Annotated in this window: 27 protein-coding genes; 15 read left to right on the forward strand and 12 right to left on the reverse strand. The window is 62.0% G+C overall.

Features of this window, described 5'->3' with window-relative positions:
- The first annotated feature begins 36 nt into the window (after nucleotides 1-36).
- Nucleotides 37-816, forward strand: a complete 780-nt coding sequence (locus tag ABL914_RS04000; RefSeq protein ID WP_391561867.1) for a type I restriction enzyme HsdR N-terminal domain-containing protein — start codon at nucleotides 37-39, stop codon at nucleotides 814-816.
- An 86-nt stretch (nucleotides 817-902) separates the two neighbouring features.
- On the opposite strand, the gene ABL914_RS04005 is transcribed toward ABL914_RS04000, so the two are convergent.
- The 8 genes from ABL914_RS04005 to ABL914_RS04040 all read right to left on the reverse strand — a co-directional run bounded on the left by ABL914_RS04005 (nucleotide 903) and on the right by ABL914_RS04040 (nucleotide 8,789).
- Nucleotides 903-2,327 (reverse strand): aldehyde dehydrogenase family protein, encoded by a 1,425-nt coding sequence (locus tag ABL914_RS04005; RefSeq protein ID WP_391561868.1) that lies wholly within the window; start codon nucleotides 2,325-2,327, stop codon nucleotides 903-905.
- 88 nt (nucleotides 2,328-2,415) lie between these two features.
- Nucleotides 2,416-3,015 carry a lysozyme gene (locus ABL914_RS04010; protein ID WP_391561869.1) on the reverse strand — a complete coding sequence of 200 codons (600 nt, stop codon included), beginning with the start codon at nucleotides 3,013-3,015 and terminating at the stop codon, nucleotides 2,416-2,418.
- 75 nt (nucleotides 3,016-3,090) lie between these two features.
- On the reverse strand, nucleotides 3,091-3,471 hold the full coding sequence (locus ABL914_RS04015; RefSeq protein ID WP_391561870.1) for a hypothetical protein: 381 nt from the start codon (nucleotides 3,469-3,471) through the stop codon (nucleotides 3,091-3,093).
- 422 nt (nucleotides 3,472-3,893) lie between these two features.
- Nucleotides 3,894-5,303, reverse strand: coding sequence for a type I glutamate--ammonia ligase (glnA, locus tag ABL914_RS04020; RefSeq protein ID WP_391561871.1), 1,410 nt, complete (start codon nucleotides 5,301-5,303; stop codon nucleotides 3,894-3,896).
- Nucleotides 5,304-5,366: 63 nt separating this feature from the next.
- A complete protein-coding gene (locus ABL914_RS04025; protein ID WP_309622354.1) occupies nucleotides 5,367-5,705 on the reverse strand; it encodes a P-II family nitrogen regulator in 339 nt (112 codons plus the stop codon).
- A 360-nt stretch (nucleotides 5,706-6,065) separates the two neighbouring features.
- A complete protein-coding gene (gene argC / locus ABL914_RS04030; RefSeq protein ID WP_391561872.1) occupies nucleotides 6,066-6,989 on the reverse strand; it encodes an N-acetyl-gamma-glutamyl-phosphate reductase in 924 nt (307 codons plus the stop codon).
- The gene (locus tag ABL914_RS04035; RefSeq protein WP_391561873.1) at nucleotides 6,986-7,390 is read right to left on the reverse strand and encodes an SH3 domain-containing protein; all 405 of its coding nucleotides are present in this window, start codon (nucleotides 7,388-7,390) and stop codon (nucleotides 6,986-6,988) included. The genes argC and ABL914_RS04035 overlap by 4 nt, the downstream gene beginning before the upstream one ends.
- Nucleotides 7,383-8,789 carry a leucyl aminopeptidase family protein gene (locus ABL914_RS04040; RefSeq protein ID WP_391561874.1) on the reverse strand — a complete coding sequence of 469 codons (1,407 nt, stop codon included), beginning with the start codon at nucleotides 8,787-8,789 and terminating at the stop codon, nucleotides 7,383-7,385. Before ABL914_RS04040 ends, ABL914_RS04035 begins: the two co-directional genes overlap by 8 nt.
- 98 nt (nucleotides 8,790-8,887) lie before the next feature.
- On the opposite strand from ABL914_RS04040, the gene map reads away from it, so the two are divergent.
- The gene (gene map, locus ABL914_RS04045; protein WP_391561875.1) at nucleotides 8,888-9,712 is read left to right on the forward strand and encodes a type I methionyl aminopeptidase; all 825 of its coding nucleotides are present in this window, start codon (nucleotides 8,888-8,890) and stop codon (nucleotides 9,710-9,712) included.
- Here map and ABL914_RS04050 read toward each other — a convergent pair.
- Nucleotides 9,709-10,365, reverse strand: a complete 657-nt coding sequence (locus ABL914_RS04050; RefSeq protein WP_391561876.1) for a heme exporter protein CcmB — start codon at nucleotides 10,363-10,365, stop codon at nucleotides 9,709-9,711. The two genes, map and ABL914_RS04050, sit on opposite strands and share 4 nt — an antisense overlap.
- Nucleotides 10,362-10,940: a heme ABC exporter ATP-binding protein CcmA gene (ccmA, locus tag ABL914_RS04055; RefSeq protein WP_391561877.1), complete on the reverse strand. Its 579-nt coding sequence runs from the start codon at nucleotides 10,938-10,940 to the stop codon at nucleotides 10,362-10,364. Before ccmA ends, ABL914_RS04050 begins: the two co-directional genes overlap by 4 nt.
- A 48-nt stretch (nucleotides 10,941-10,988) precedes the next feature.
- Here ccmA and ABL914_RS04060 point away from each other — a divergent pair, with 48 nt between their 5' ends.
- The 3 genes from ABL914_RS04060 to ABL914_RS04070 are packed head-to-tail and all read left to right on the forward strand — an operon-like array spanning nucleotide 10,989 to nucleotide 12,168.
- Nucleotides 10,989-11,279: a 4a-hydroxytetrahydrobiopterin dehydratase gene (locus ABL914_RS04060; RefSeq protein ID WP_391561878.1), complete on the forward strand. Its 291-nt coding sequence runs from the start codon at nucleotides 10,989-10,991 to the stop codon at nucleotides 11,277-11,279.
- Complete coding sequence (locus tag ABL914_RS04065) at nucleotides 11,279-11,665, forward strand: GFA family protein (protein ID WP_391561879.1); 387 nt, start codon at nucleotides 11,279-11,281, stop codon at nucleotides 11,663-11,665. The genes ABL914_RS04060 and ABL914_RS04065 overlap by 1 nt, the downstream gene beginning before the upstream one ends.
- Nucleotides 11,662-12,168 carry a DUF1697 domain-containing protein gene (locus ABL914_RS04070; RefSeq protein WP_391561880.1) on the forward strand — a complete coding sequence of 169 codons (507 nt, stop codon included), beginning with the start codon at nucleotides 11,662-11,664 and terminating at the stop codon, nucleotides 12,166-12,168. Before ABL914_RS04065 ends, ABL914_RS04070 begins: the two co-directional genes overlap by 4 nt.
- A 169-nt stretch (nucleotides 12,169-12,337) precedes the next feature.
- Here the strand turns inward: ABL914_RS04070 and ABL914_RS04075 are convergent, their stop codons facing one another.
- Both ABL914_RS04075 and ABL914_RS04080 read right to left on the reverse strand, forming a co-directional pair.
- Nucleotides 12,338-13,144: an SDR family oxidoreductase gene (locus tag ABL914_RS04075; protein WP_391561881.1), complete on the reverse strand. Its 807-nt coding sequence runs from the start codon at nucleotides 13,142-13,144 to the stop codon at nucleotides 12,338-12,340.
- Between the two features lie 46 nt (nucleotides 13,145-13,190).
- On the reverse strand, nucleotides 13,191-13,808 hold the full coding sequence (locus ABL914_RS04080; RefSeq protein WP_391561882.1) for a DNA-3-methyladenine glycosylase family protein: 618 nt from the start codon (nucleotides 13,806-13,808) through the stop codon (nucleotides 13,191-13,193).
- A gap of 86 nt (nucleotides 13,809-13,894) precedes the next feature.
- Here ABL914_RS04080 and ABL914_RS04085 point away from each other — a divergent pair, with 86 nt between their 5' ends.
- The 10 genes from ABL914_RS04085 to murF all read left to right on the forward strand — a co-directional run bounded on the left by ABL914_RS04085 (nucleotide 13,895) and on the right by murF (nucleotide 23,505).
- Nucleotides 13,895-14,212 carry a 2Fe-2S iron-sulfur cluster-binding protein gene (locus ABL914_RS04085; RefSeq protein ID WP_391561883.1) on the forward strand — a complete coding sequence of 106 codons (318 nt, stop codon included), beginning with the start codon at nucleotides 13,895-13,897 and terminating at the stop codon, nucleotides 14,210-14,212.
- 178 nt (nucleotides 14,213-14,390) lie between these two features.
- A complete protein-coding gene (locus tag ABL914_RS04090; RefSeq protein ID WP_391561884.1) occupies nucleotides 14,391-15,386 on the forward strand; it encodes a cysteine synthase A in 996 nt (331 codons plus the stop codon).
- A 20-nt stretch (nucleotides 15,387-15,406) separates the two neighbouring features.
- Nucleotides 15,407-15,763 carry a hypothetical protein gene (locus tag ABL914_RS04095; RefSeq protein ID WP_391561885.1) on the forward strand — a complete coding sequence of 119 codons (357 nt, stop codon included), beginning with the start codon at nucleotides 15,407-15,409 and terminating at the stop codon, nucleotides 15,761-15,763.
- 55 nt (nucleotides 15,764-15,818) lie between these two features.
- On the forward strand, nucleotides 15,819-16,487 hold the full coding sequence (locus ABL914_RS04100) for an ABC transporter (protein ID WP_391561886.1): 669 nt from the start codon (nucleotides 15,819-15,821) through the stop codon (nucleotides 16,485-16,487).
- 429 nt (nucleotides 16,488-16,916) lie between these two features.
- Entirely contained in the window at nucleotides 16,917-17,351 is a 435-nt protein-coding gene (locus tag ABL914_RS04105; protein ID WP_391561887.1) for a division/cell wall cluster transcriptional repressor MraZ, read from the forward strand.
- Nucleotides 17,348-18,316, forward strand: coding sequence for a 16S rRNA (cytosine(1402)-N(4))-methyltransferase RsmH (rsmH, locus tag ABL914_RS04110; protein WP_391561888.1), 969 nt, complete (start codon nucleotides 17,348-17,350; stop codon nucleotides 18,314-18,316). The genes ABL914_RS04105 and rsmH overlap by 4 nt, the downstream gene beginning before the upstream one ends.
- Complete coding sequence (locus ABL914_RS04115) at nucleotides 18,313-18,828, forward strand: hypothetical protein (RefSeq protein WP_391561889.1); 516 nt, start codon at nucleotides 18,313-18,315, stop codon at nucleotides 18,826-18,828. Before rsmH ends, ABL914_RS04115 begins: the two co-directional genes overlap by 4 nt.
- Complete coding sequence (locus ABL914_RS04120) at nucleotides 18,825-20,549, forward strand: peptidoglycan D,D-transpeptidase FtsI family protein (RefSeq protein WP_391561890.1); 1,725 nt, start codon at nucleotides 18,825-18,827, stop codon at nucleotides 20,547-20,549. The genes ABL914_RS04115 and ABL914_RS04120 overlap by 4 nt, the downstream gene beginning before the upstream one ends.
- Complete coding sequence (locus ABL914_RS04125) at nucleotides 20,546-22,024, forward strand: UDP-N-acetylmuramoyl-L-alanyl-D-glutamate--2,6-diaminopimelate ligase (RefSeq protein ID WP_391561891.1); 1,479 nt, start codon at nucleotides 20,546-20,548, stop codon at nucleotides 22,022-22,024. Before ABL914_RS04120 ends, ABL914_RS04125 begins: the two co-directional genes overlap by 4 nt.
- Entirely contained in the window at nucleotides 22,021-23,505 is a 1,485-nt protein-coding gene (gene murF / locus ABL914_RS04130) for a UDP-N-acetylmuramoyl-tripeptide--D-alanyl-D-alanine ligase (protein WP_391561892.1), read from the forward strand. Before ABL914_RS04125 ends, murF begins: the two co-directional genes overlap by 4 nt.
- Nucleotides 23,506-23,507 lie beyond the last annotated feature (2 nt).

Raw genomic sequence — 23,507 nt, forward strand, 5'->3', positions numbered from 1 at the left:
TTGTGCCAGCTTCTCATTCTCGAAGTGGAGGCATCTGTGGCACTTAACATCAAAATTCCGAAGAAGGTGAGCGACCGGATACTGGCAGGAATTAAGCGATATCAAGGAATCGTGAAAAAGGCCGCAGAACGTGACGTATCCGAAGCTGACACTGTTACGATCATCAAGGATATTATGTCTGACCTGTTTGGGTATGACAAATATGCCGAACTGACGAGCGAGCAGCAGATTCGAGGCACTTTCTGTGATCTAGCAATCCGGGTCGATGGAAAGCTCCATTATCTTTGCGAGGTGAAGTCGGCAGGTACCACTCTTAATGAGAGCCATCTGCGGCAGGCAGTAAATTATGGCGCCCACAATGGCATTGAATGGGTGATCCTAACCAATGGGTTAATCTGGAAGGTCTATCGGATCCGTTTTACGCAACCGATTGATTGGGATGAAGTCGTCAACATTGACCTATCGACAATTGGCAGATCTCAGGACGATCAGGAAAAGCTCTATATGCTTTGCCGGGAGGCAGTAAGCACTGAAACTCTTGATGCATTCCACCGTCAGGCTCAAATCATCAATCGTCACGTGATTGCAGAAACGCTAATTTCTGATCCTGTCGTGGCGGCGGTCAGAAGGGAATTCAGGCGTTTGTTTGACGGCCTAAAAGTTGCTGATCACGACATCCGAGCGATCATGGTTGGTGAAGTAATAAAGCGCGACGCGCTCGATAGCGATGCTGCGTCTTTGGCCCGCGCAACGATCAAAAAGGCTGAGTCTCAACTGAAACGAAGGGCGATCAAGGCTGCGAAGGCTACAGAATAGGCAGTTCGATACTTCAGTCCCAAAATCAAACCCCCTCCCCGCTGGTGCAGGAAGGGGGCTGGCTTTATACTTTCGGGTGATTGAAATCAGGCCGGCAGGCCCGAGATCGCTTTCATTTCCATGAAGTCCTTCAGCCCGGCCAGGCCGCCTTCGCGGCCGTTGCCCGATTGCTTGTAGCCGCCAAACGGCGCGCCCGGTGTTGGCCCCCAATTGTTGATCGCGACCATGCCGGCGCGCAGCTTTCCAGCAACGCCCGCGGCCTTGGCTGGATCGCCGGTGATGGCGGCAGACAGGCCGTATTCGGTGGCATTGGCCATTTCGATCCCGTCATCCAGGCTGTCATAGGTGAGGATCGTGGCAACCGGCCCGAAGATCTCTTCCTGCGCGATCCGCATATCGGCCGTCACACCCGAAAACACGGTCGGCTGGATATAGTAGCCGCGGTTGACGTTTGCGGGCAGATCCGGGCCGCCGGTTTCCAGCGTGGCGCCCTGATCGATCGCTGACTGGATCAGGTCCTTGACCTTGTCATACTGTGCCTTGTTGACCAGCGGGCCCAGGTGCTGGCCTTCTGCCATCGGATCACCAACCGGGGTTTGCGAATACATCGCCTTGTAAAAGCCAACCACTTCGGCCTCGCGGTCCTTGGCTACCAGCACCTTGGTGGGGCTGATGCACGATTGGCCGGTGTTGACCAGCGGACCCATCGCCACGGCGGGCAGGTGGGCAGCCAGATCTGCATCGGGCAGGACCAGGTTGGGGCTTTTCCCGCCCAGTTCCTGATGAACGCGCTTTACCGTGGGGGCGGCGGCGATGGCCACCTGCACCCCGGCGCGGGTTGAACCGGTGAAGCTGACCATTTCAACATCGGGGTGGCTTGAGATCGCGTTGCCGGTGGTTGGGCCATCGCCCTGGACCAGATTGAACACGCCCGGCGGAACACCTGCGGCATCCAGAATTTCGGCAAAGATTGCCGCATTGGTGGGGCATTCTTCCGAAGGCTTGAGCACCATGGTATCGCCGGCGGCCAGCGCCGGGGCAACCTTGAGCGCGATCTGGTTCAGCGGCCAGTTCCACGGCGTAATCATGCCAACCACGCCGATCGGCTCATAGGCTACCTTGTAACCCGGGCCATCTTCCATGAAGCTGAAGTCTTTCAGCGCGGCGATCGTGCTCATAAAGCCGCCGATCCCGGCACCAACCTGCGCGGTAATCGCGAAGGAAAGCGGCGCGCCCATTTCCTCTGCCATTGCCTGGGCCAGATCGGCTGCGCGCTTCTTGTATTCCTCAACAATCCGTTCAAGCAGCGCCACGCGCTCGTCACGGGTGGTCTGGCTATAACTCTTGAAGGCGCGGCGGGCAGCGGCCACGGCCTTGTTCACATCATCGGCAGAGCCGATGCTGATTACCGCACAGGCTTCTTCGGTGGCCGGGTTGATAACTTCGCGTCGGGCGCTGCCTTCGCTATCCACCCACTTGCCGTCGATATAATGTTGCAGCCGTTCGCGCATCCTCGAATCTCCTTTAACTGGGCGATTAATTTATCGCTTTGTCGGAGCCTGAGGGGCAGATTGCAAGATGCAATCGATAGTGCGTGGCTTAGCTGCGCTTGTAGAGGGCGGCCTCGGCGCTGCGCCGCCGCACCAGCCCGTTCATCGGCTTGCCCCCGGCGTTGATCCATTTACCGAATTCCTGCGCTGCCCGGCTAAACTGGCCGGCCTTGTGCAGCTTGGTCAACGTTGCCTTGGCAATTGCGCCGGTATTGTAGTGAAAGCTGACCAGGGCATCGAACTGCTGCGGGGTGGTGGCTGCGCCGCCAAGCGCGCGGGTTACATCGCGGGCAAAGCGGATCAGATCGCGCTCTAGCCGGGCATCGCATTCTGCCTGGGTCCAGATGGTGCCCGGGCCGATCCCCTTGCCGGTCGCGCCCCAGCCAATCGTCCACGGATCACCGCCGGTGCCGGGATCGGGATAGGCTTCGAACCGCCCATCGCGGCGCATTCTCGCGCAGCCTTCGAAATGCTTTATCAGCGCCAGGCCATCCGGCCCGATTGCGCCGCTGCCGGTTTGGGGGCGGGGCGGGGCAGGAACCGGATTTGGTGCTGGCTGCTGCGGAGCGGCATCGCCAACGACAACGGTATTGGCATCGCGCGCTTTCATCCGGCGCAAGGCATCAAAGAAATCGAGCGAGAATTCCATTGGGCGGCCTCATCTTGAACGGGGAGGCCGCCCAATTAGGCAGGATTGGCCGGTGTAGGAAAATGGTTTCGTCTGTCAGCCGTAACGGCGCAGCGCTTCAAGCGCGGATTGGATAACTTCATCGATCCGCTTCAGCCCGCAGGGCGTGATCCGGACGTGCGAAAGCAGCGGCTGTTCGGCGCGTTTGCGGCCTTTGATAAGGCCGAGTTCTTCAAGCGTGGAGAGGCAGCCCAGCAGAGTTGTCCGGCCGAAATGGCGCGCAGGGCCAGCTTCAAGCGCCTCGAACGCCAGCCCGTCATCAGACGCCGCGAGCTCGATCAGCACTGACCAGAGCGCATCGCAGGTTGCGCCGCCACCCAGAATTCGCTCGCGCGCGCGGCGCAATGCGCGATCAAGGCGCAGGATTGCGGCTGGTTCAAGGCTGGTCAGCGTGGTTGCGGAATAGGGGCTGTGCATCGGTGGTCCAAATCTTGGGCAAACAGGAAAAATTCCGCAGCTGGTTCGATCACCGGCTGCGGTGCAAACGTCACGAGCGTGCATGCAAAATGCTCGGTGCGGTTAGGCACCGGTTGCGCTCCTGCCAGTCAGACCATCCGTTTTTGCGTACCGCCAGCTTCCGATCCGGCGGCTCAATTCCCAAAGCGGCGCTGCCCCTAGGTGAAAAGTGGTTTCACAGGAAACGAATATTTTGGTTAATACGTATGCATAGAGCCGGGCCGCCAAACCTAGCAAGACCCGTGCGCAATCGGGGTAACCCGCGCAACAAATTGAACCCGTCTGGCAGCCAGGTCGCCATTTTCGGCGGCTTGATTCGATCGAAAAAGGGGCGCCCAGCCTGTGCTGAGCGCCCCCTTCTAGCAGGCGAAATATCGCAGCAATCAGGCGCTGTAATACATGTCAAATTCAACGGCTGACGGCGTGGTTTCCCAGCGCAGCACTTCGGGCCACTTCAGCTCGATATAGGCGTCGATCTGATCCTTGGTGAAAACCCCGCCTTGCAGCAGGAAGTCATAGTCGGCCTCAAGGCATTCCAGTGCCTCACGCAGTGATCCACAAACGGTCGGCACTTCGGCAAGTTCGGCCGGCGGCAGATCATAGAGGTTCTTGTCCATCGCTTCGCCCGGATGGATCTTGTTCTTGATCCCGTCGAGACCCGCCATCAGCAGCGCCGAATAGCACAGATAGGGGTTGGCCATCGCATCGGGGAAGCGGAATTCAACGCGCTTGGCCTTATCGCCGGTGCCATAAGGAATGCGGCAGCTGGCCGAACGGTTGCGGGCCGAATAGGCCAGCAGCACTGGCGCTTCATAGCCCGGAACCAACCGCTTGTAGCTGTTGGTGGTGGGGTTGGTGAAGGCGTTCAGTGCTTTGGCGTGCTTGATAACCCCGCCGATGAAGTACAGGCACATGTCCGAAAGCCCGGCATAACCATTGCCGGCGAACAGCGGTTTGCCGCCGTCCCAGATTGAGATGTGGGTGTGCATGCCGCTGCCGTTATCGCCCTTGATCGGCTTGGGCATGAAGGTTGCGGTCTTGCCATAAGCATGGGCAACCTGATGGACGACATATTTGTAGACCTGCATCCGATCAGCCGTTTGCACCAGGGTGCCGAAAGTCAGCCCCAATTCGTGCTGGGCGGCGGCCACTTCGTGGTGGTGCTTGTCGCACGGCAGGCCCATTTCAAGCATGGTCGAAACCATTTCGCCACGGATATCGACGCAGCTGTCAATCGGGGCGACCGGGAAGTAACCACCTTTGACGCCGGGACGGTGGCCCATGTTGCCGGCTTCGTACTTGGTATCGGTGTTGGTCGGCAGCTCGATATCGTCGATCCTGAAGCCGCTGCCGTCATAGCTATCGTGATAGCGCACATCATCGAACATGAAGAATTCGGCTTCGGGACCAACATAGACGGTATCGCCGATGCCAGTGCTTTTGACATAGGCTTCGGCGCGCTTGGCCGTGCTGCGCGGATCGCGGCTGTAAAGATCGCCGGTTGAAGGCTCAACGATGTCGCAGGTGATGATCATCATCGGGGTGGCGCTGAACGGATCGATGAACACCGCATCCAGATCAGGCTTAAGGATCATGTCGCTTTCGTTGATCGCCTTCCAGCCTTCGATTGAAGAGCCATCAAACATCAGGCCGTCTTCCAGCTCGTCTTCGCCCATGACCGAGGCCACCATGGTAAGGTGCTGCCACTTGCCTTTGGGATCGGTGAAACGCAGATCGACCCATTCGATCTCTTCGTCCTTGATCCGCTTGATGATGTCCTTTGCCTTGGCCATTTTACGTCCTTCTTGAGTGTTCCGCCCGCTTGCGGGTGGGAGGATTGCAATTGCTATGAGAAATCAAATCGCGTCGTTGTCACGCTCGCCGGTGCGGATCCGCAGTGCGCTTTCAACCGGGATCACGAAGATCTTGCCATCACCGATCCGTCCGGTTTGGGCGGCGGCGGCAATCGCCTCGACCACGCGTTCGGCCAATGCATCGGGCACAACCACTTCAAGCTTCACCTTGGGCAGGAAATCGACGACATATTCAGCGCCGCGATAAAGCTCGGTATGGCCCTTCTGGCGGCCAAAGCCCTTGGCCTCGGTCACCGTGATGCCGGATACGCCCACTTCGTGGAGCGCTTCCTTTACCTCGTCGAGCTTGAACGGCTTGATGATCGCTTCGATCTTTTTCACGTTGTATTCCCCTGCGCAGCAAGCCGGTTCTGCCCTGTTGTTTGCCAGGACAGCCCGGAGATTTCGATTGCCACGATCCAGCCTGTATCAAGAATCGTGCCAGCGGTCTGCGGGCAAGTCTAGCCGCTGCGTACAGCCGCGAAAAGGGCGGATTCGCAAGATTTGAATCGCTGAAGAGAGGTCGGCGCAATTTTAGGAACGCGATGAAGCAAGGGGGCTTGCCTAAATTTTCGGCAGACGGTGCCTGTTTTTTGCGCAGCCGCGAAATGCCACGTCATCCCCGCGCAGGCGAGGACCCAGGGCAGGCCGGCACTGGGTCCCCGCCTGCGCGGGGATGACGGCAAGGGAATTTGGACGACGTCAGAGCGCCAACCCAGCAGTTTCCTCAAGCCCGGCCATCAGGTTCAGGCTTTGCACAGCGGCCCCGCTGGCGCCTTTGCCAAGGTTGTCGAGCATGGCCACCAGCCGCGCCTGATTGCCGTCCTTGCTGCCAAACACGTAAAGTTCCAGCCGGTCGCTTGGGCCAGCCGATCCGCGCAGCAGCAGCTCATCGGGGGTTTCCTCGTTAAGCCGCACCACCGGACTTTCGGCATAGAAATGGCGCAGATGATCGCGCAGGCCATCAGTAGGCGCGGCGCGCCCCATCTGGCCCAGATGAAGCGGCACTTCGACCAGCATGCCGCGGTGTGCCGGAACAACCGCCGGGGCGAACAGCGGGGCATGAGCCAGCCCGGCATAGCGCTGCATTTCGGGCACGTGCTTGTGGCCCATTGCAAGGCCGTAATCGCGAAAGGCAAGATCGCTATCGCCCTCAAACCGTTCGATCAGGGCCTTTCCGCCGCCCGAATAGCCTGAGACGGCGTGGCAGGTATAGGGCCAGTCCGATGGCAGCAGGCCTTGGCGGATCAGCGGGGCAAGCAGCGCCAGGAACCCGGTGGGAAAGCAGCCGGGGTTTGAAATTCGGTCCGCTTCCGCCACTTTTTCGCGCCCGATCAGTTCGGGAAAACCATAGGTCCAACCGGTGCTGGTCCGGTGTGCGCTGGAGGCATCGATAATCCGCACCTTGCTGCCTTCAGCCAGCTTGACCGCTTCGATCGCGGCCTCATCTGGCAGACACAGCACCGCGAAATCAGCCGCGTTAAAGGCTTCTCGGCGGGCGTCCGCGCTTTTGCGCTGGGTATCATCAAGGATCAGCAGTTCGAAATCGTTACGCGCGGACAGCCGCTCCACAATTTCAAGCCCGGTGGTTCCCGCTGCGCCGTCGATGAAGACCTTCGCGGTCACGTCGCGACAAGCGCCGCCAGCGGCAGATAGCCGACAAAGCCATCATCGCCAACCTGGCCCCAGGCCCAGTCTCCGGCTATCTCAAGCACGTTGAACAGACTGTTGCCGCCCAGCACATCGCGCACTTCGGCATCCTTGCTGTTCGTCGCAAACAGTTTTGCCCCGGCCGGCACAACCTTGTGTTCCATCGGCACGGCATAGTGCGGCACAAAGCACCGCCCGGCCAAACGGATATGGGCCAGATCTCCGCGCACCGGCCAATGCCCGGCGTCCAGCTTTTCAGCCGGGCCGGAAAGGCACAGTTGCCCGGTTGGAATGGCGGCGGCGGTCAAGGTAGCGGATTCCCCAAACGTGAAGATCGGGCGATTAGCGCCGGTTTGCCCGTCTAGCAAGTTATCCATACCGCCCCTTAAGCAGACCCCAGGCAGCCCGCAGGCCAAGCGCGTCGCCGCCTTTTGGGCGGCCGGGCTTGGCCGCAGGGCGCCAGGCGAAGGTATCGAAGTGGGCCCAGTCCACACCTTCGGGCAGGAACCGATCAAGGAACAGCGCCGCGACCGAGGCACCAGCATATCCATTGGCGCTGGAATTGTTGAGATCCGCGATGTCGCTTTTGAGGTATTCGCGGTAGCCATCGAACAGCGGCAGCCGCCAACAGCGATCGTCGGCTTCCTCGCCGGCATCGATCAATTCCTGGGCGGTTTCATCGCGGCGCGCGAACATTGCGGGCAGATCGGGCCCCAGCGCCACCCGCGCCGCGCCGGTCAGCGTGGCATAATCGATCACCAGTTCTGGGCCAGAACCATCAGCGCCCTCGCCCGCGCGGGTCAGCGCATCGCCCAGCACCAGGCGGCCTTCAGCATCGGTGTTGCCGATTTCCACCGAAAGCCCGGCGCGGCTGCGCAGCACATCGCCGGGGCGAAAGGCATTGCCCGAGATCGCGTTTTCGGCCGCCGGGATCAGCAGGTGCAGCCGCACTTTCAGCCGCTGGCCCATTACCAGTGCGGCCAGCGCCAGCGCATGGGCCGCGCCGCCCATATCCTTCTTCATCAACAGCATGCCGGATGAAGGCTTGATATCAAGCCCGCCCGAATCGAAACACACCCCTTTGCCGATCAGCGCCACTTTGGGATGTTTTGGATCGCCCCAGGTCAGCTCTATCATCCGCGGGGCATGGCTGCGCGCCGCGGCCCGGCCGACCATGTGGACCATCGGAAACTGCTGCTCCAGCGCATCGCCATGGGTCACTTTCAGCTCTGCGCCGTGGGCCTTGGCCAGCAGCTGGGCTTCGTGCTCAAGCTGCGCCGGGCCCATATCCTCTCCGGGTGTGTTGACCAGATCGCGGACCAGCGCGGTAGCGGCGGCTTCGGCAAGAACCGGTCCAATCGCGGCGACATCCTTGGTCAGCAACACGCGCGGACCTTCCTCGCTGGGAGCGGATATATAGCGATCGAACCGGTACTGCCCCGTCACCCAGCCATAGAGCGCCGGTCCCGGCTCTCCTTCTGCGCGGCGATAGGTTCCGGCAGGCAGAACCTCAGCCAATTTGGCCATGCACCAGCTGGACAGGCTTTCGGTGTTGGCAACGCCTGATACCACAAACCAGGCATTGTCAGCATTTGGGCCATCGGGCACGATCGCATAGGAATAGCCATCGGCCGCAAATTTCTGCGCCGCCAATGCCGCGCGCTGCGGGACGGAAAGGGTGCGGACAAAGTCATCCAGCCCGGCCTTGTCGATCAGGTGGATTGGAATGGCGGCCTGGCCCTTGTCGGGCTGGATCAGTGCGTTCTTGTTGGTCATATTCGCCGCACCCTAGCCGGATCAGGGCCGCCTGCGCGAGAGGAAATGTGGCGCTGGCCCCTCGCAATTTCCCGCAACTTGCCGTATGAGCCGCCGCGATGACGCAATACCAGACCGTAACCGACGCCGATACGCAGCTGCGCGATGGCACGATTAAGCTGCATGGCCCTGCGGCCTTCGAAGCGATGCGCAAGGCCGGAAGGCTCGCGGCCGACACGCTCGATGCGCTGGCAGGGATGGTGGAGCCGGGAGTGACCACCGGCGCGCTGGATGATTTCGTGCGCCAGTTCACGCTCGATAACGGGGCGGTTCCGGCCACGCTGGGCTATCGCGGCTATGCCCATTCGTGCTGCATCTCGATCAACCATGTGGTTTGCCACGGGATCCCTTCGGACAAGCAGCTGAAAGACGGCGATATCGTCAATATCGATGTTACCCCGCTGCTGGATGGTTGGCACGGCGATAGCAGCCGGATGTTCCTGGTCGGCGATGTGCCCTTGAAGGCCAAGCGGCTGGTCGATGTAACCTATGAATGCCTGATGCTGGGAATTGAAAAGGCCAAGCCCGGCGCGCGGCTGGGCGATATTGGTGCGGCGATCCAGCACCATGCCGAACGCCAGCGTTATGGCGTGGTCCGCGAATTTTGCGGGCACGGCCTGGGCCGGTTGTTCCACGATGCCCCCGAAGTGGTCCATGCCGCGCGCGCGGGCACCGGGCCGGAATTGAAACCGGGGATGTTCTTCACGATCGAACCGATGATCAACCTGGGCAAGCCGGGCGTGAAACTGCTGGAAGATGGCTGGACGGCGGTGACGCGGGATCGGTCCTTGTCGGCGCAGTTCGAACACTCGATCGGGATCACCGAAGACGGGTGCGAGATTTTTACGGCGAGTGCCAAGGGGCTGGACAAGCCGCCTTACTAACCCCGCCCAGCCCGGATTGCGGCACCCGCCGCAAACGGTGTCAGCGCCAGATAGACCAGGCTAACCGCACCGCACAGCGCCAGCCCCGCTTCGCCGCCGGTCGCCAACGAGCCTGCACCGAACACCAGCAGCGGCACGGCCAGCGGGATCAGCAGCATTCCGCCTAGCGCCGCGCCGCCGCGCAGGGTGGCGGTGATGCTGGCGATCAGCACGCCCAGCGCGGCCAGGCCGGGGGTTCCGGCAAGTAAGCCGAGTTCGACCAGCCACAAGGTTTCGCCATCGATCCCAACCAAAGCCGAGGCGGGCAGCGCCGCCAGCATCAGCGGCGGGCCAAAGCTGAGCCAATGGGCCAGCACCCGTATCGCGACCACCAGTTCCTCTGAAATACCGCGCAGCGCCCATTGATCGAACAGCCCGAGTTCCAGATCGGGCTCGATCAACCGGTCGAGCGGCAGCACCGCTGCCAGCAGCGCCGCGACCCACAGCATTCCGCCGCCGGACTTGGCCAGCATGGGTGCATCGGGCCCAACCGCAAAGGGATAGAGCATCGCCACCGCCAGAAAGAACAGCACCGGCAACAAGGCCCCGCCGCGCCTTCCGCCGCTGAACAATTGCGCCAGGTCGCGGCGCAGCAGGGCGACCAGAGCGCTCATGCTGCAAAGTCTTTAAGATCGAGCCGAGCGAGTTCGGGAAGTTCAAACGGCTGGTGCGAGGCAATAACCGCAATGCCACCTTCATGGCAATGCTCGCTAACCATTTCGGTGATAAGTGCACCGCCGCGTGTGTCGAGGCCGTTCAGCGGCTCGTCCAGCAGCCACACCGGCGCGGCCTGTCCGATCAGCCGCGCGAGCGCCGCGCGCTTTTTCTGCCCGGTGGAAAGGTAGCGAACCGGCACATCTTCCAGTCCGGCCAGCCCCAGCCGCGCGGCCTGGTTATCCTGCGCGCCATCGATCCGCTGCCAGAAGGCCAGCGCCTGGCCCAGCGGCAGGTGCGGGTCGAGCGCTGGCCGCTCGTCAACCAGACCGATGGCGCCTTCGCGTGTCACAGTGCCGGAATAGGCCGGCAGCAGCCCGGCCAGGATCCGGATCAGGCTTGATTTGCCGATCCCGTTCGATCCAACCAGTTGCAACGCCTGCCCGCCTTCCAGCGCAAACGAAAGCCCTGCAAACAGCAGCCGCTCGCCGCGGCGGCAGGCCAGATCATTCGCTGCGATACGGCACTCTTGCATGGGGACGCGCGATAGGGGAAAGCTGAAGGTCTGCCAAGGAGAGCGAACGTGTCCATCCCCCGCCTGACCGAAACCGAAGTGGCCGCGCTTATTGCCGAAGCGCCGCAGTGGACCCTGCGCGAAGATGGCAAGGCGCTGGTTCGCAGCTTCAAATTCAAGGATTTCAACGCGGCCTTTGGCTTCATGACCCGCGTCGCGCTTTATGCCGACAAGGCCGATCATCACCCCGAATGGTTCAACGTCTACAACCGCGTAGATATGACCCTGACCACGCATGATGCCGACGGGCTGAGCCAGCGCGATACAACGATGGTGCGGGCGATTGAGGGCTATCTATAGTGGCAACGGCGCGCTGCTCGTGCGGCCAGCTTTCGCTTGAGGTGGAAGGCGAACCGGTGCTTAACGCGCTGTGCCATTGCAGCGATTGCCGCCGCCGGACCGGCAGCGCATTTGGCTGGCAGGCCTATTTCCTCGAAGCTCAGGTCAGTCCGCCCAGCGGCCAATCGAAGGCCCGATCGGTTCCGGTTGCTGAACCGCAAACCAGGCATTTCTGCACCGAATGCGGCACGACTTTGTGGTGGACCCAAGGGCTGGGCCCAGGCCTGATCGGAGTGCCTGGCGGTGCATTTGAAGCCAATGCGCTGGAGGAACCGAACGCGAGCTATCGTGACGAGAACCGCTGTTCGTGGCTTTCGATCCCCGGCGGCTGGACGGTCTATCCATGACCGGCTGGGTCGCACTTTTGCGGGCGGTAAATGTTGGCGGGAACAACAAGATTCCCATGGCTGAGCTCGCCGCACTGGCCACGCGGCTGGGGCTGGGGCAAGCGCGGACCTATATCGCCAGCGGAAACCTGATCTTCGCCAGCGAACGGGGCGAGGACGAATTGAGAGCCATGCTGGAAGATGCGATCGCGGCTGAGTGGGGCAAGGCGATCGGTGTGCTGGTGCGCAGCGCAGCTGAGCTGGCCGATCTCGCCGCGCGCAATCCCTGGCCGGATCGGCCCGGCAACCGGGTGGTTACGCTCTTTACCGATGCGCCACCAACGCTGGAAGGCGTACGGCATCAGGCAGGCGAGGTACTGATGCTGGGGCAGCGGGAAATATTCATCGATTACGGCGATGGGATGGCCAGTTCGAAGCTGGTTGTGCCGGCAACAAGGACGGGCACAGCGCGGAACATGAATACGGTGGTGAAGCTGGCGGAACTGGCGGGAAGCATTTCCTAGTTCCTCTCTATTTTCCGCGAATGCGGCAAATGGGGAGGTGGCAGACGCCAAAGGCGGCTGACGGAGGGGTATCGACGCCAGCCCAGAGGCCCCACCGTCAGCGGCTTGGCGCCGCTGCCACCTCCCCATTTGTGGCATTCGCCAAAAATGGAGAGGACCTTGCGGTGCCCTATTTTACGCCCAGTGGCTGCCCGCTGGCCCTGGTCATCTTGCGCAGCCGCCCCGGCATCCACCGCGCGGCAAAAGCTATCCGGTGGGCTGTCTTGCCAACACGGGTGTGCAGCGCGGTACCATGAACGGCTTTCCACGCGGCTTCGGCCACTTCCACCACCGGTGTGATTTCCAGCCCTGCTTCCAGCACACTACCGCGAATATGCTCGTTGCTTTGCTGGTTGGGGTTCATGTCAATCAAGGGCGTGTCAATGAAGCCTGGCATCAGATCGGCAACCTTGATTTCGTCCGGCGCCCATTCAGCATCAATGCATTCGGTCAGCGCGCGCACGCCAAACTTGGTTGCCGAATAGACTGAGGCCCCCGGCGTGCCATAGATCCCTGCCGCGCTGGCGGTGTTGAGCAGGCACGAGCCCGGCGCGCTTGCCTTTAGCCAGGGGTGCGCGGCCTGCGCGCCGAACAGAACACCCTTGAGGTTTATGTCGAGGCAGCGTTCGATTTCGGCCGTGTTGTTCTGGGTCAGCTCGCCGCCCAGCGGGATACCGGCGTTGTTGAACACCACATCGATCTTGCCGCCGCTGGCCATGGCGCAGGCCGCCAGCGCATCATCCCAGGCCGCACGGTCGCGGACATCAAGCTTGCAGGTGGAGCTTTTGCCCGCCGGCAGAAGTGCAGCGGTTTCGCGCATGCCGGCCTCGTTGACATCGGCCAGACCGACGAACCAGCCCTGTGATCCGAACTTCACCGCCACCGCCCGGCCAATGCCGCTTGCGCCGCCGGTGATGAAGATAGTCTTGTGCGCCATGGCGGGCCTCTCCTGCGAATCAAACTGACATTGTTGTCAGCAATTCCTACAGCGCCGGGTTGTTATAGCAATGCCAGGTGAAGATCGCGGTGGCACCGCGGTGCGGGCGCCACTTTTCGGCCATGTCGCGGGTGGCCTTTTCGGATGGACGGGCATCAAGGCCCAGCAGCTTGTGAAGTCCCGCCTGCACGGCAAGGTCCCCGGCGGGCCAGATGTCTTGCCGCCCTTCGGCGAACAACAGGTAAATTTCAGCCGACCAACGCCCGATCCCCTTGATTTGGGTAAGCTGGGTTATGGCGTCCTCATCATCCGAGGGAAGCGCTTCGAAATCGAGCTGGCCGGTGATCACCAGATCGCACAAACTGCGCATATAGCCTTGTTTTTGCCGCGAAAGACCGCAGGCCCGCAACGTATCGAAATCAGCATCCAGCACGCGCCGGGGATCAAGCTCCTCCCCGGCATGGGCTTCAAACTTGCGCCACATCGATGCGGCTGCCGCTACGCTCACCTGCTGGCCCACGATCGTGCGCATCAAGGTGCCATAGCCGCGCGGGCGGATCCGGGGTTCGGGATATCCCGCCAATTTCAGCGCGCTGGCAAAGCCGGGTTCAAGCCTAGCCACGGCATCAAGACCAGCCTTCAATTGTTTCGCGCTCAATCCCATCTGCCGCTCCCGCTTGCCAAAATTTGACCAAGCGATTAGCAGCCCGGCAAACGCGCGAACAGGCGCGAAATGCAAAGGATGCAAAGATGCCCAAGCTTGTTGTGGTCAATCGTGCCGGTCAGGAGCAGGAAGTCGAAGCGGCCAATGGCACTTCGGTGATGGAAGCGATCCGCGATGCCGGCTTTGACGAGCTTTTGGCGCTGTGCGGCGGCTGCTGTTCGTGTGCCACCTGCCACGTCTATGTCGATCCGGCATTTGCGGACAAAGTTGACGCGCTGAGCGAGGATGAGAATGACTTGCTCGATTCGACCGATCACCGCACCGAAAACTCGCGGCTGTCATGCCAACTCCATCTCAGCGATGCCGTGGACGGCCTTAGGGTGACCATCGCACCTGAGGATTGATTTCCCCGCAGCGGTCCGCTCCCCTCGTCATTCCCGCGAAGGCGGGAACCCAGGGCTGGCCAAAACTGGTTTCCCGCCTTCGCGGGAATGACGAGGCGGGCTTTGACCCGGCTGCAACTTTACCGTTCGATAGCGCAATTGCATTGCGCTTGGGGCGGGGCGCACCTAACTTTCGCCCATGACTGCACCCAACGCTCAAAAATCCACCCTCGATCTGATCGGCAACACGCCGCTGGTGCTGCTTGCGGGCGCCAGCGAAGAGGCGGGCTGCGAAATTTGGGGCAAGTGCGAATTTGCCAATCCCGGCGCCTCGGTGAAAGACCGTGCGGCGCTGTGGATCGTCCGCGATGCCGAGGCGCGAGGGCTGCTGAAGCCCGGCGGGACGATTGTCGAAGGGACTGCGGGCAACACCGGGATCGGGATCGCGCTGGTGGCCAATGCGCTGGGTTACAAGACGGTGATCGTCATGCCCGAAACCCAAAGCCGCGAGAAGATGGATACGTTGCGCGCACTTGGGGCAGAGCTGGTGCTGGTGCCGGCCGCGCCGTTTTCCAATCCCGGTCATTTCGTCCACACATCGCGCCGGCTGGCCGAAGAAACGCCCGGCGCGGTCTGGGCAAATCAGTTTGATAACGTTGCCAATCGCAAGGCCCATATCGAAAGCACTGCGCCCGAAATCTGGGAGCAGATGGAGCACCGGATTGATGGGTTTACTTGCGCGGCAGGCACCGGCGGGACCATCGCCGGGGTGGGTCTGGGTCTGAAAGCGTTTGACGACAAGGTGACCATTGCGCTGACCGATCCGCACGGCGCGGCGCTGTATAACTACTATGCCAATGGCGAACTGAAGGCCGAAGGATCTTCGGTGGCGGAAGGTATCGGTCAAGGGCGGATCACTGCCAATCTTGAAGGCGCGCCGATCGACACCCAGTTTCGCATTTCAGACGAAGTGGGGATGGAATGGGTAGCCCGGATGCTAAAGGATGAAGGGCTGTGTCTGGGCCTGTCATCGGGCATCAACGTAGCTGGGGCGGTGGCGCTGGGCAAACAGCTTGGGCCGGGCTCGCGGGTGGTGACGATCCTGTGCGATACCGGTTTTCGCTATCTGTCGAGCCTCTACAACGCCGAATGGTTGCGATCGAAGGGTTTGCCGGTCTTCCCCTGGCTCGTCTGATCGGCTACAAGGCCCCACAGATGGCAACACAACCGCCACGCAGGGTCCTTGAGCCGCTCGCCGCGCCGCAGCATTATATGCCGCCCAGCGCCCGTGAATTGCGCGCCCAGGCCGTGCAGCGCCTGCAGTCTGGATTGTTCGGAATTGCCGCAATAATTCTGGTGGTCGGTTTGGCCAGCATCATCAACGATCGCGCCCTCAAGGCTGAGGCCGCCGGCAATCCGCCGGCCTTGCCCAGCGCTTCGGCATCGCCGGTTACCGGAACTGACCCGCTGGCCGATGTGGGCGTTGTGCCATCCAGCGCGCCTGATCCGGCGGTTGCCGCCACGCCGCAGCCTGCTATGGCCAGACCAGCCCCTGCCGGGCAGGCCAATTAGGATCAAGCCGGCCCTTTGGGCAGTGCTGGGGGCCTTGGCGCTTGGCACAATTGTGATGTTTGGGCGCAGTATCGGCGCGCGCAGCGAAGCGCCGATTGCACTGTTCGGCTCGATCCCGCTGATCTGGGCTGAAGGCAACGAACTGCTGCTTGATGCCCCGCCACCCTGGCCGCGCGCGGTGATCGAAAGCCGCGGCAAGCCGGTTCCGATTGACAGCCTCGAAGTGCAGAATGGGCGCAGTCCATTGGCCGGTATCAACCTACTTGTGCTGGCCCAGCCGCGCGCGCTTGGCGCGCAGGAAAATGTCGCGCTTGATGCCTGGGTGCGTGGCGGCGGCAAAGTGCTGCTGCTGGCCGATCCGATGTACACTGGCCATTCGGCGCTGGCGCTCGGCGATCCGCGCCGCCCCCAGGCGATTGCCATGATATCTCCAATCCTGGCCCGCTGGGGGCTGGAACTGGAATACGATCCGGATCAGCCGCCCGGGCCAAGGCCAGCCAGCGCGATGGGCACCGCGCTTTCGGTCAATCTGGCGGGGCGGTTTGTGGTGAAGGATCCGGAAAACTGCCGGTTGTGGGACAATGGCCTTGTGGCGACATGCCGGATCGGCAAGGGCCGTATTTTTGCCCTGGCTGATGCCAGCGTGATCGATCCGGATGATCCCTCAAGCGAAAATGTCGCAGCCTTGGGAGGCTTGCTGGATGCGGCCTTTTCCGTCCGTTGAACGGGCAAGAATCGCCTGGCCTGAGTCGTTTGGGGAAATCGCGGGAAACGCACCTGATTTTCCGGCAATGCAGCCCAAACCGTTGATTTTATGCGGGAACAAACCAGAAACCTTGTTCAGTATGACCACTTGTGAACAGGATGATTCTTTTGTAAATCATATATTTACCGTCTAATCCCGTGAAATCCCGCGATTTTCCCTTCCATCCCCGGCAATAGCGGGGTAATGCTCCGTTTCATCGACAGCAATTAACGTCGCCGCACCCCGCAAGGGGTGGTCTGGACGCGAGGGCGCGCGTCCGGGGCGAGGGGCTATTTTCGGAGGTCCGGAAGCAATTCCGGCAAAGGCGGGACGGGAAACGTGGAGGCGGCAAGGCCAATAGTATTTAGCGGCCAGGGCTTTTCGCTGATCGGCGAAAAGGGTCGCTTTGTGCTGCCTCCTGACTTCAGAAAAGCGGTGCGCGATTCAGGCCAGGGCGAGCGGACGCTGTGCCTGGCAAAGCATCCACGCTGGAAATGCCTGACCGCCTTTGGCCTTGGCCGGGTGGATGAATTCGAAACCGAACTGAACCGCGAAGAAGGTATCGCGCTGGAACGCGGGATCGATTTCGATCGTGATCTGCGTTCACAGCAGCTCTATGGTTTTGGCCGGGTGCCGTTTGACGATAGCGGCCGGTTTGTCTTGCCGGAACGCTATGCCAAGCAGGTCGGACTGGATAGCGCGGCGTTCTTTCAGGGCGGCGGCAAGATGTTCACGATCTGGAACCCGGCTGAAATTGCGCAAATGGGCGCGGGCTGGGAAGACGCCGCAGAAGCCTGCGCCGATCTGCAGGCCCAGGCCATGGCCGGGAAGGGGCGCAAATGACCGCGCCTGCGCCGCATATCCCGGTTCTGCTTGATGAAGTGATTGCCGCGCTGGCGCCAGAATCTGGCGCAGTGATTGTTGATGCCACCTTTGGTGCTGGCGGCTATACCCGGCGTTTGCTTGATGCCGGCGCGTCGGTCCATGCGTTTGATCGCGATCCCGATGCCATCGCGGCAGGGCGTGAATGGGCCGAAGCCAAGGCCACGCCGCCGCGCCTGGTGCTGCACCCGCGCCGGTTTTCCGAAATGGTCGATGCCATGACCCATGCCGGCGTGGCCAGCATCGATGGCGTGGTGATGGATATCGGTGTTTCATCGATGCAGCTTGATCAGGCGGGCCGTGGGTTCGCCTTCTCCGCCGATGGTCCGCTGGATATGCGGATGAGCCAGGACGGCGAAAGCGCTGCTGACTTCCTCAACACCGCAGCCGAAAGCACCATTGCCGATGTGCTGTTTCAGTATGGCGAGGAGCGCCAATCGCGCCGCGTGGCCCGCGCGATCGTGGCCGCCCGCCCGCTTGAAACCACCGGCCAGCTTGCTCAGATTGTTCGCAAGGCGCTGGGTTACCGGCCCCACAACAACAAGGGGCCCGCGCCCAAGGATCCAGCCACCCGCAGCTTTCAGGCGATCCGGATCCACGTGAACGCGGAACTGGATGAGCTGAACGCCGGGCTTGCCGCTGCTGAAACGCTGCTGCGCCCCGGCGGGAAATTGGCGGTTGTCAGCTTTCACAGCCTTGAAGACCGGATCGTGAAGCAGTTTCTGCGCGATGCCAGCGGGGCAATATCGGGCGGATCACGCCACCTGCCGCAGCTTGCTGCACAGCACGCGCCAACCTTTGCCGATGTTTCCCGGGCGATCCGGGCCGGCGTTGCCGAGCTGGACCGCAATCCCCGCGCGCGCAGCGCCACTTTGCGCGCCGCCGTGCGCACTGCTGCCCCGGCCCAGATCAGGAGGGCGGCATGAACCTGACACGCGATCGGCTGCACTCGATCGGCTGGGCCGCCGTTTTGTTGATCTGCCTGGCCTTTACCGTCGCGCTGACTTTTAAGGTGAATGCGGTCAAAAGTCAGGTCCGTTTGACCGAACGCAAGATCAATGCCGCCAAGCAGCAGGCGCTGTTCCTGGAAACCGAATTTGAAGCGCGCGCCAATCAGCAGCAGCTCAAAACGCTCAACGATGTGGAATTCGGCTATCAGGCTCCAACCGTTGGCCAATATCTTGAGAACGAGCGCCAGCTGGCAGATATTGGCAAACCGCGTGGGCCAGATGCGCCCGATCCGATCCGCGTTGCCAGCGCGGATCCGGCTGGCGGAGCGGTTAGTGATGCAGGCAGTCTGCCGGCGATGGTCAGTCCGATCAGCGGCAAGGCCATGGCGGCAGAGCCCGATCGCACCGGCAAGAAGCAGCCCAGCACTGCGGCCAACCTTGGTGATCGGCTAAGCCGGGTTGATAGCGCCGAAACCCGCCGCCAATGAATGCTTTGGCCATCACCACCGCGATCTCCACTGGCCGTCGCGAGCTTGTCGATGTGCGTGCGCGCAGCCTGCTGATGGCCAAATGGCGGGTGCTGTGGGTTGTGCTGGCGTTCGCGTTTGCGGCGCTGGTGGCCTTGCTGCGGATCACATTCCTGGGCCTGTTCGATGGTTCGGACGGCAGCGATGCCGCGGTAAACCTGGCTGCCCCGCGCGGTGATATCGTTGATCGCCACGGGGTGCCGCTGGCCCGGGCGTTTCCGGCCTATGCGCTGTGGTATAATCCAGCTGCATTGGGCGATGATGGTGCGCCGCTGGTCCGCACTCCGCGCGAAGTGGCGCAGGCCCTGATCCGGATCTTTCCCGATATGCAGGTTGATGATCTGACCAAACGCCTGGCCGATGGCAAGCCGGGCTACTTACGCCGCCGGATCCTGCCCGAAGATGCCAACCGGATTCATGCGCTGGGCGAACCGGCACTGGAATTCCCGCGGGAGATCGAGCGGTTTTATCCGCAAGGTTCGATGGCCGCGCATGTGCTGGGCTTTGTTGGTGCAGATGGGGCCGGGCATGTCGGGATGGAGCAGGCGTTCAACAAGCGGCTGACCGATCCATCAACCAGCGGTCTGCCGGCCATGATGTCAATCGATGCCCGGGTGCAAGGCGCGCTGGAAGACGAGCTTTCCAAGGGAATGACCGACACCAACGCGCAAGGCGCCGCCGGTGTGATCCTGGATGTTGAAACCGGCGAAGTGGTGGCACTGGCTTCGCTGCCTTCGTTCAACCCCAACCTGATTGATCGCGCGGGCGAAGCCAACATTTTCAACCGGGTGACCAACCAGGTTTACGAACTTGGCTCTACCTTCAAACCGATCACCGTTGCGGCGGCGATCGATGCCGGGGTGGTGCGCGATTTTTCGTATCGTTATCAATCCAATCGCGCGCTTTCGATCGGCGGGTTTGAAATCAAAGACAGCCATGCCTTGGGTGCTTCGCTGAATGTCCCCGAAGCCCTGATCCATTCTTCCAACATCGTCACGGCTCAAGTTGCCGATCAGCTGGGCGGCGAACGGCTGAATGCAACGATGCGGGCGCTGGGGATGGATCAACGCGCCCAGATCGAGCTGCCCGCGCGCGGCTTTCCGATCTGGCCCAAGGGCAACTGGTCGCGGATCACCACCATGACTGTCTCGTATGGCCACGGGATCGCGGTTACCCCGCTGCATCTGGCCAGCGCCTATGCCGCACTGGTCAATGGCGGGATCTGGCGCCCGGCAACGCTGGTCAAGGTGGATCCGGGCAAGGCCGCCGCTGGGCACCGCGTGTTCAAGGCTTCTACTTCTGCCCGGATGCGGCAGTTGCTGCGGATGATCGTCAGCCTTGGAACCGGCCGCAAGGCTGACGCGCTGGGCTATCGCGTCGGCGGGAAAACCGGATCGGCCGAAAAGCCGGGCGCTGGCGGCTACCGCGAAAGCAGCCTGGTGGCGACCTTTGCTGCCGCCTTTCCGATGGACCATCCGCGCTATGTGATCATCATCATGCTGGATGAACCGCAAGGGACAGCAGCCGCATCGGGCCAGCGCACCGCCGCATTCAATGCCGCGCCGCTGGTTGGCCGGCTGGTTCCGCGGATCGGGCCTTTGCTGGGGATCATGCCCGATGCCACCCGCGATGTGGACATCACCGATCTTGCTCCGCTGGTGGGCCGCGGGGGCAAGGAATGAGGCTGGGGGCGTTGGCCGATGCTGCAGGGATCGCACTGCCGGCCGGCGCTGAAAGCACCGTCACCGGATTTGCGATCGACAACCGCAAAGTGGCGCCGGGCACCGTGTTTGGTGCCTTTCAAGGTGCCAGGTTCAATGGTGAAGACTTCATTCCAGCTGCGATTGCTGCCGGTGCAATAGCAATCGTTGCCCGGCCCGAAGCCAAGGTCGAAGGCGCGCTCCATATCGCCAATCCAGAGCCGCGCCGCATTTTTGCACGGCTGGCGGCCGGCTTCTTCACCCCGATGCCTGAAGTTGTGGTGGCGGTAACCGGCACCAACGGCAAGACCTCGATCGCCGAGATGACCCGCCAGATCTGGCGGATGGGCGGGCAGCGCGCCGCCTCTATCGGCACGCTGGGCGTAACCACTGCCGATGAAAGCATTTCAACCGGGCTGACCACCCCCGATGTCGTCACGTTTCTGGCCAATATGAGCGGGCTGGCCCGCGAAGGGGTGAGCCATGTGGCATTCGAGGCATCAAGCCACGGGCTATCCCAGTTTCGCAGCGAAGGTCCGCGCGTACTGGCAGGCGGTTTCACCAATCTCAGCCGCGATCACCTCGATTATCATAACGACATGGATGACTATTTCGCAGCCAAGATGCGGCTGTATGATGAAGTGGTTGATCCGGCTGGCAGTGCCGTGGTGTGGATGGACGATCCCTGGTCAGCCAAAGCCGCAGACCATGCGCGCGCGCGCGGGCTTAAATTGCTGGGTGTGGGTGAGGGGGCCGATGAGAGTGGCATCCGCCTTCTCTCCCGCATGCCGGGGCAGCTTGGTCAGGAACTGAAGGTTGAATGGCAGGGGCAGGCGCGCACCATAAAATTGCCGCTGATCGGGGCTTACCAGGCCGCCAATGCCTTGCTTGCCGCAGGGCTGGTGCTGGCGACCGGCGGCGATCCCGCACAGGTATTTGATGCGCTCGCCCGCTTGCAGCCGGTGCGCGGACGGCTGGAACGCGCGGCGATTACCCGGGCCGGATCGCCGGTCTATGTGGATTACGCCCACACGCCCGATGCGCTTGAAGCGGCGATTGCCGCGCTGCGTCCGCACTGCGCGGGCCGCCTGATCGTGGTGTTTGGTGCGGGCGGCGACCGCGATCATGGCAAGCGTCCGGAAATGGGCCGGGCCGTGGCTGAATTTGCCGATCTGGGGATCGTTACCGACGATAACCCGCGGAGCGAGGATCCGGCCGCTATCCGCGCAATGGTGCTGGCAGGCGGCGAAGGAAAATTGCGCGATGGTGGTGATCGCCGTGCGGCGATTGCGATGGCGATAAACGAAGCTGGCAAGGACGATGTCGTCGTGATTGCCGGAAAAGGTCACGAGCAGGGCCAGATTATGGGAGCAGGTGAGCAATGCAGGGTCTTGCCGTTCGACGACGTCACCGTGGCGCGGGAATGCGCGGCTCCTTCGGTGGGGGACGGGGCATGAATGCGCTCTCGCCGATTATCGCCTGGCCTGAAGCGGCCGAGGACGATCTGGGTCTGGCGCTGTGGGGCGCGGTTGAAATCGCACGTGCGGTCAGAGGCGTGGCAATGGGCGAATTTCAGGTTTCCGGCGTCGAGATAGACAGCCGCGATGTGGTTCCAGGCGATCTGTTCTTCGCGCTGAAGGGCGAGAGTATGGACGGCCACAAATTCGTCGACGCAGCCTTTGCAAAAGGGGCGGCGGCCGTGGTGGTGGATCGCCCGGTTGATGGCCCGCACGTGCTGGTTGCCGATACCGCAGCGGCGCTTGATCTGCTCGCTCTGGCGGCCCGCAGCCGCACCGCTGCCCGGATTGTCGGGGTAACTGGATCGGTTGGCAAAACCGGCGTGAAGGAAGCGATTTTTGCCGCGCTTGATCGTTCAAGCCGGGGCAATGCCCACCGCTCGGTCAAAAGCTACAACAACCATGTCGGTGTGCCGCTCAGCCTGGCCAGGATGGAGGCGCGCAGCAGATTTGGCGTGTTCGAAATGGGGATGAACCATGCGGGTGAACTGGCTGCGCTGACCGGGCAAGTCCGCCCGCACGTGGCGGTTATCACCACGATTGCCCCGGCCCATATCGAAATGCTTGGTTCGATCGAAGCGATTGCAGATGCCAAGGCCGAGGTGTTTGCCGGGTTGGAGCGCGGCGGGGTTGCTGTGATCCCGGCCGACAGCCCGCAATTTGACCAGCTTAAGGCGGCTGCCCAAAAGCACGCAGGGGCCGTTGTTTCATTCGGCCGCGCCGCCCATGCTGATGTCCGGCTGCTTGATGCCGTTCCGGCACCTGGCGGTGGCTCGTTGGTGACTGCCGATCTGGGCGATCGCAGGATCTGCTATACTGTGGCCGAACCTGGCGAACACTGGATTGCCAATTCGCTGGCGGTCATGGCCGCGGTTCGCGCAGCTGGCGGTGATCTGGGCGCCGCCGGGCTGGCCCTGGCCGAGATGCAAGGGCTTAAGGGCCGGGGTGCGCGCACGACCGTTGCGGCCGGGCGCGGCGATGGCAGCGGCCAGGCGCTGTTGATCGATGAAAGTTACAATGCCAACCCGGCTTCGATGCGGGCCACGCTGGCGCAATTGGGCCTTACCCCGGCGCGGCGCAGGATTGCGGTGCTGGGCGCGATGAAAGAGCTGGGAACCCATGGTCCGGCCTTTCACGCCGCGCTGATCGAGCCGCTGCAAGCCGCTATGGTCAATCATGTATTGCTGGTTGGCGATGAGATGCAGGCATTGGTTGATGCATTGGGGGCCGATGAACTGGGGAAGCCGGGTGACGCGGCGCTTGGCAATCGGCCTTCCTTCGCGCATTGCCGAACAGCCGCAGAAGCGCTGAAAGCGCTGAAGGGTTTTGGCGTGGAAGGCGGCGACGCAATCCTGGTCAAAGGGTCAAATTCAGTCGGGCTAGGCGCTGTTGTCGCCGCGCTCACGCAGAACAAGGAATAAGG

The sequence above is a fragment of the Novosphingobium sp. genome (genome assembly GCF_040079535.1).
Lineage (GTDB): Bacteria > Pseudomonadota > Alphaproteobacteria > Sphingomonadales > Sphingomonadaceae > Novosphingobium.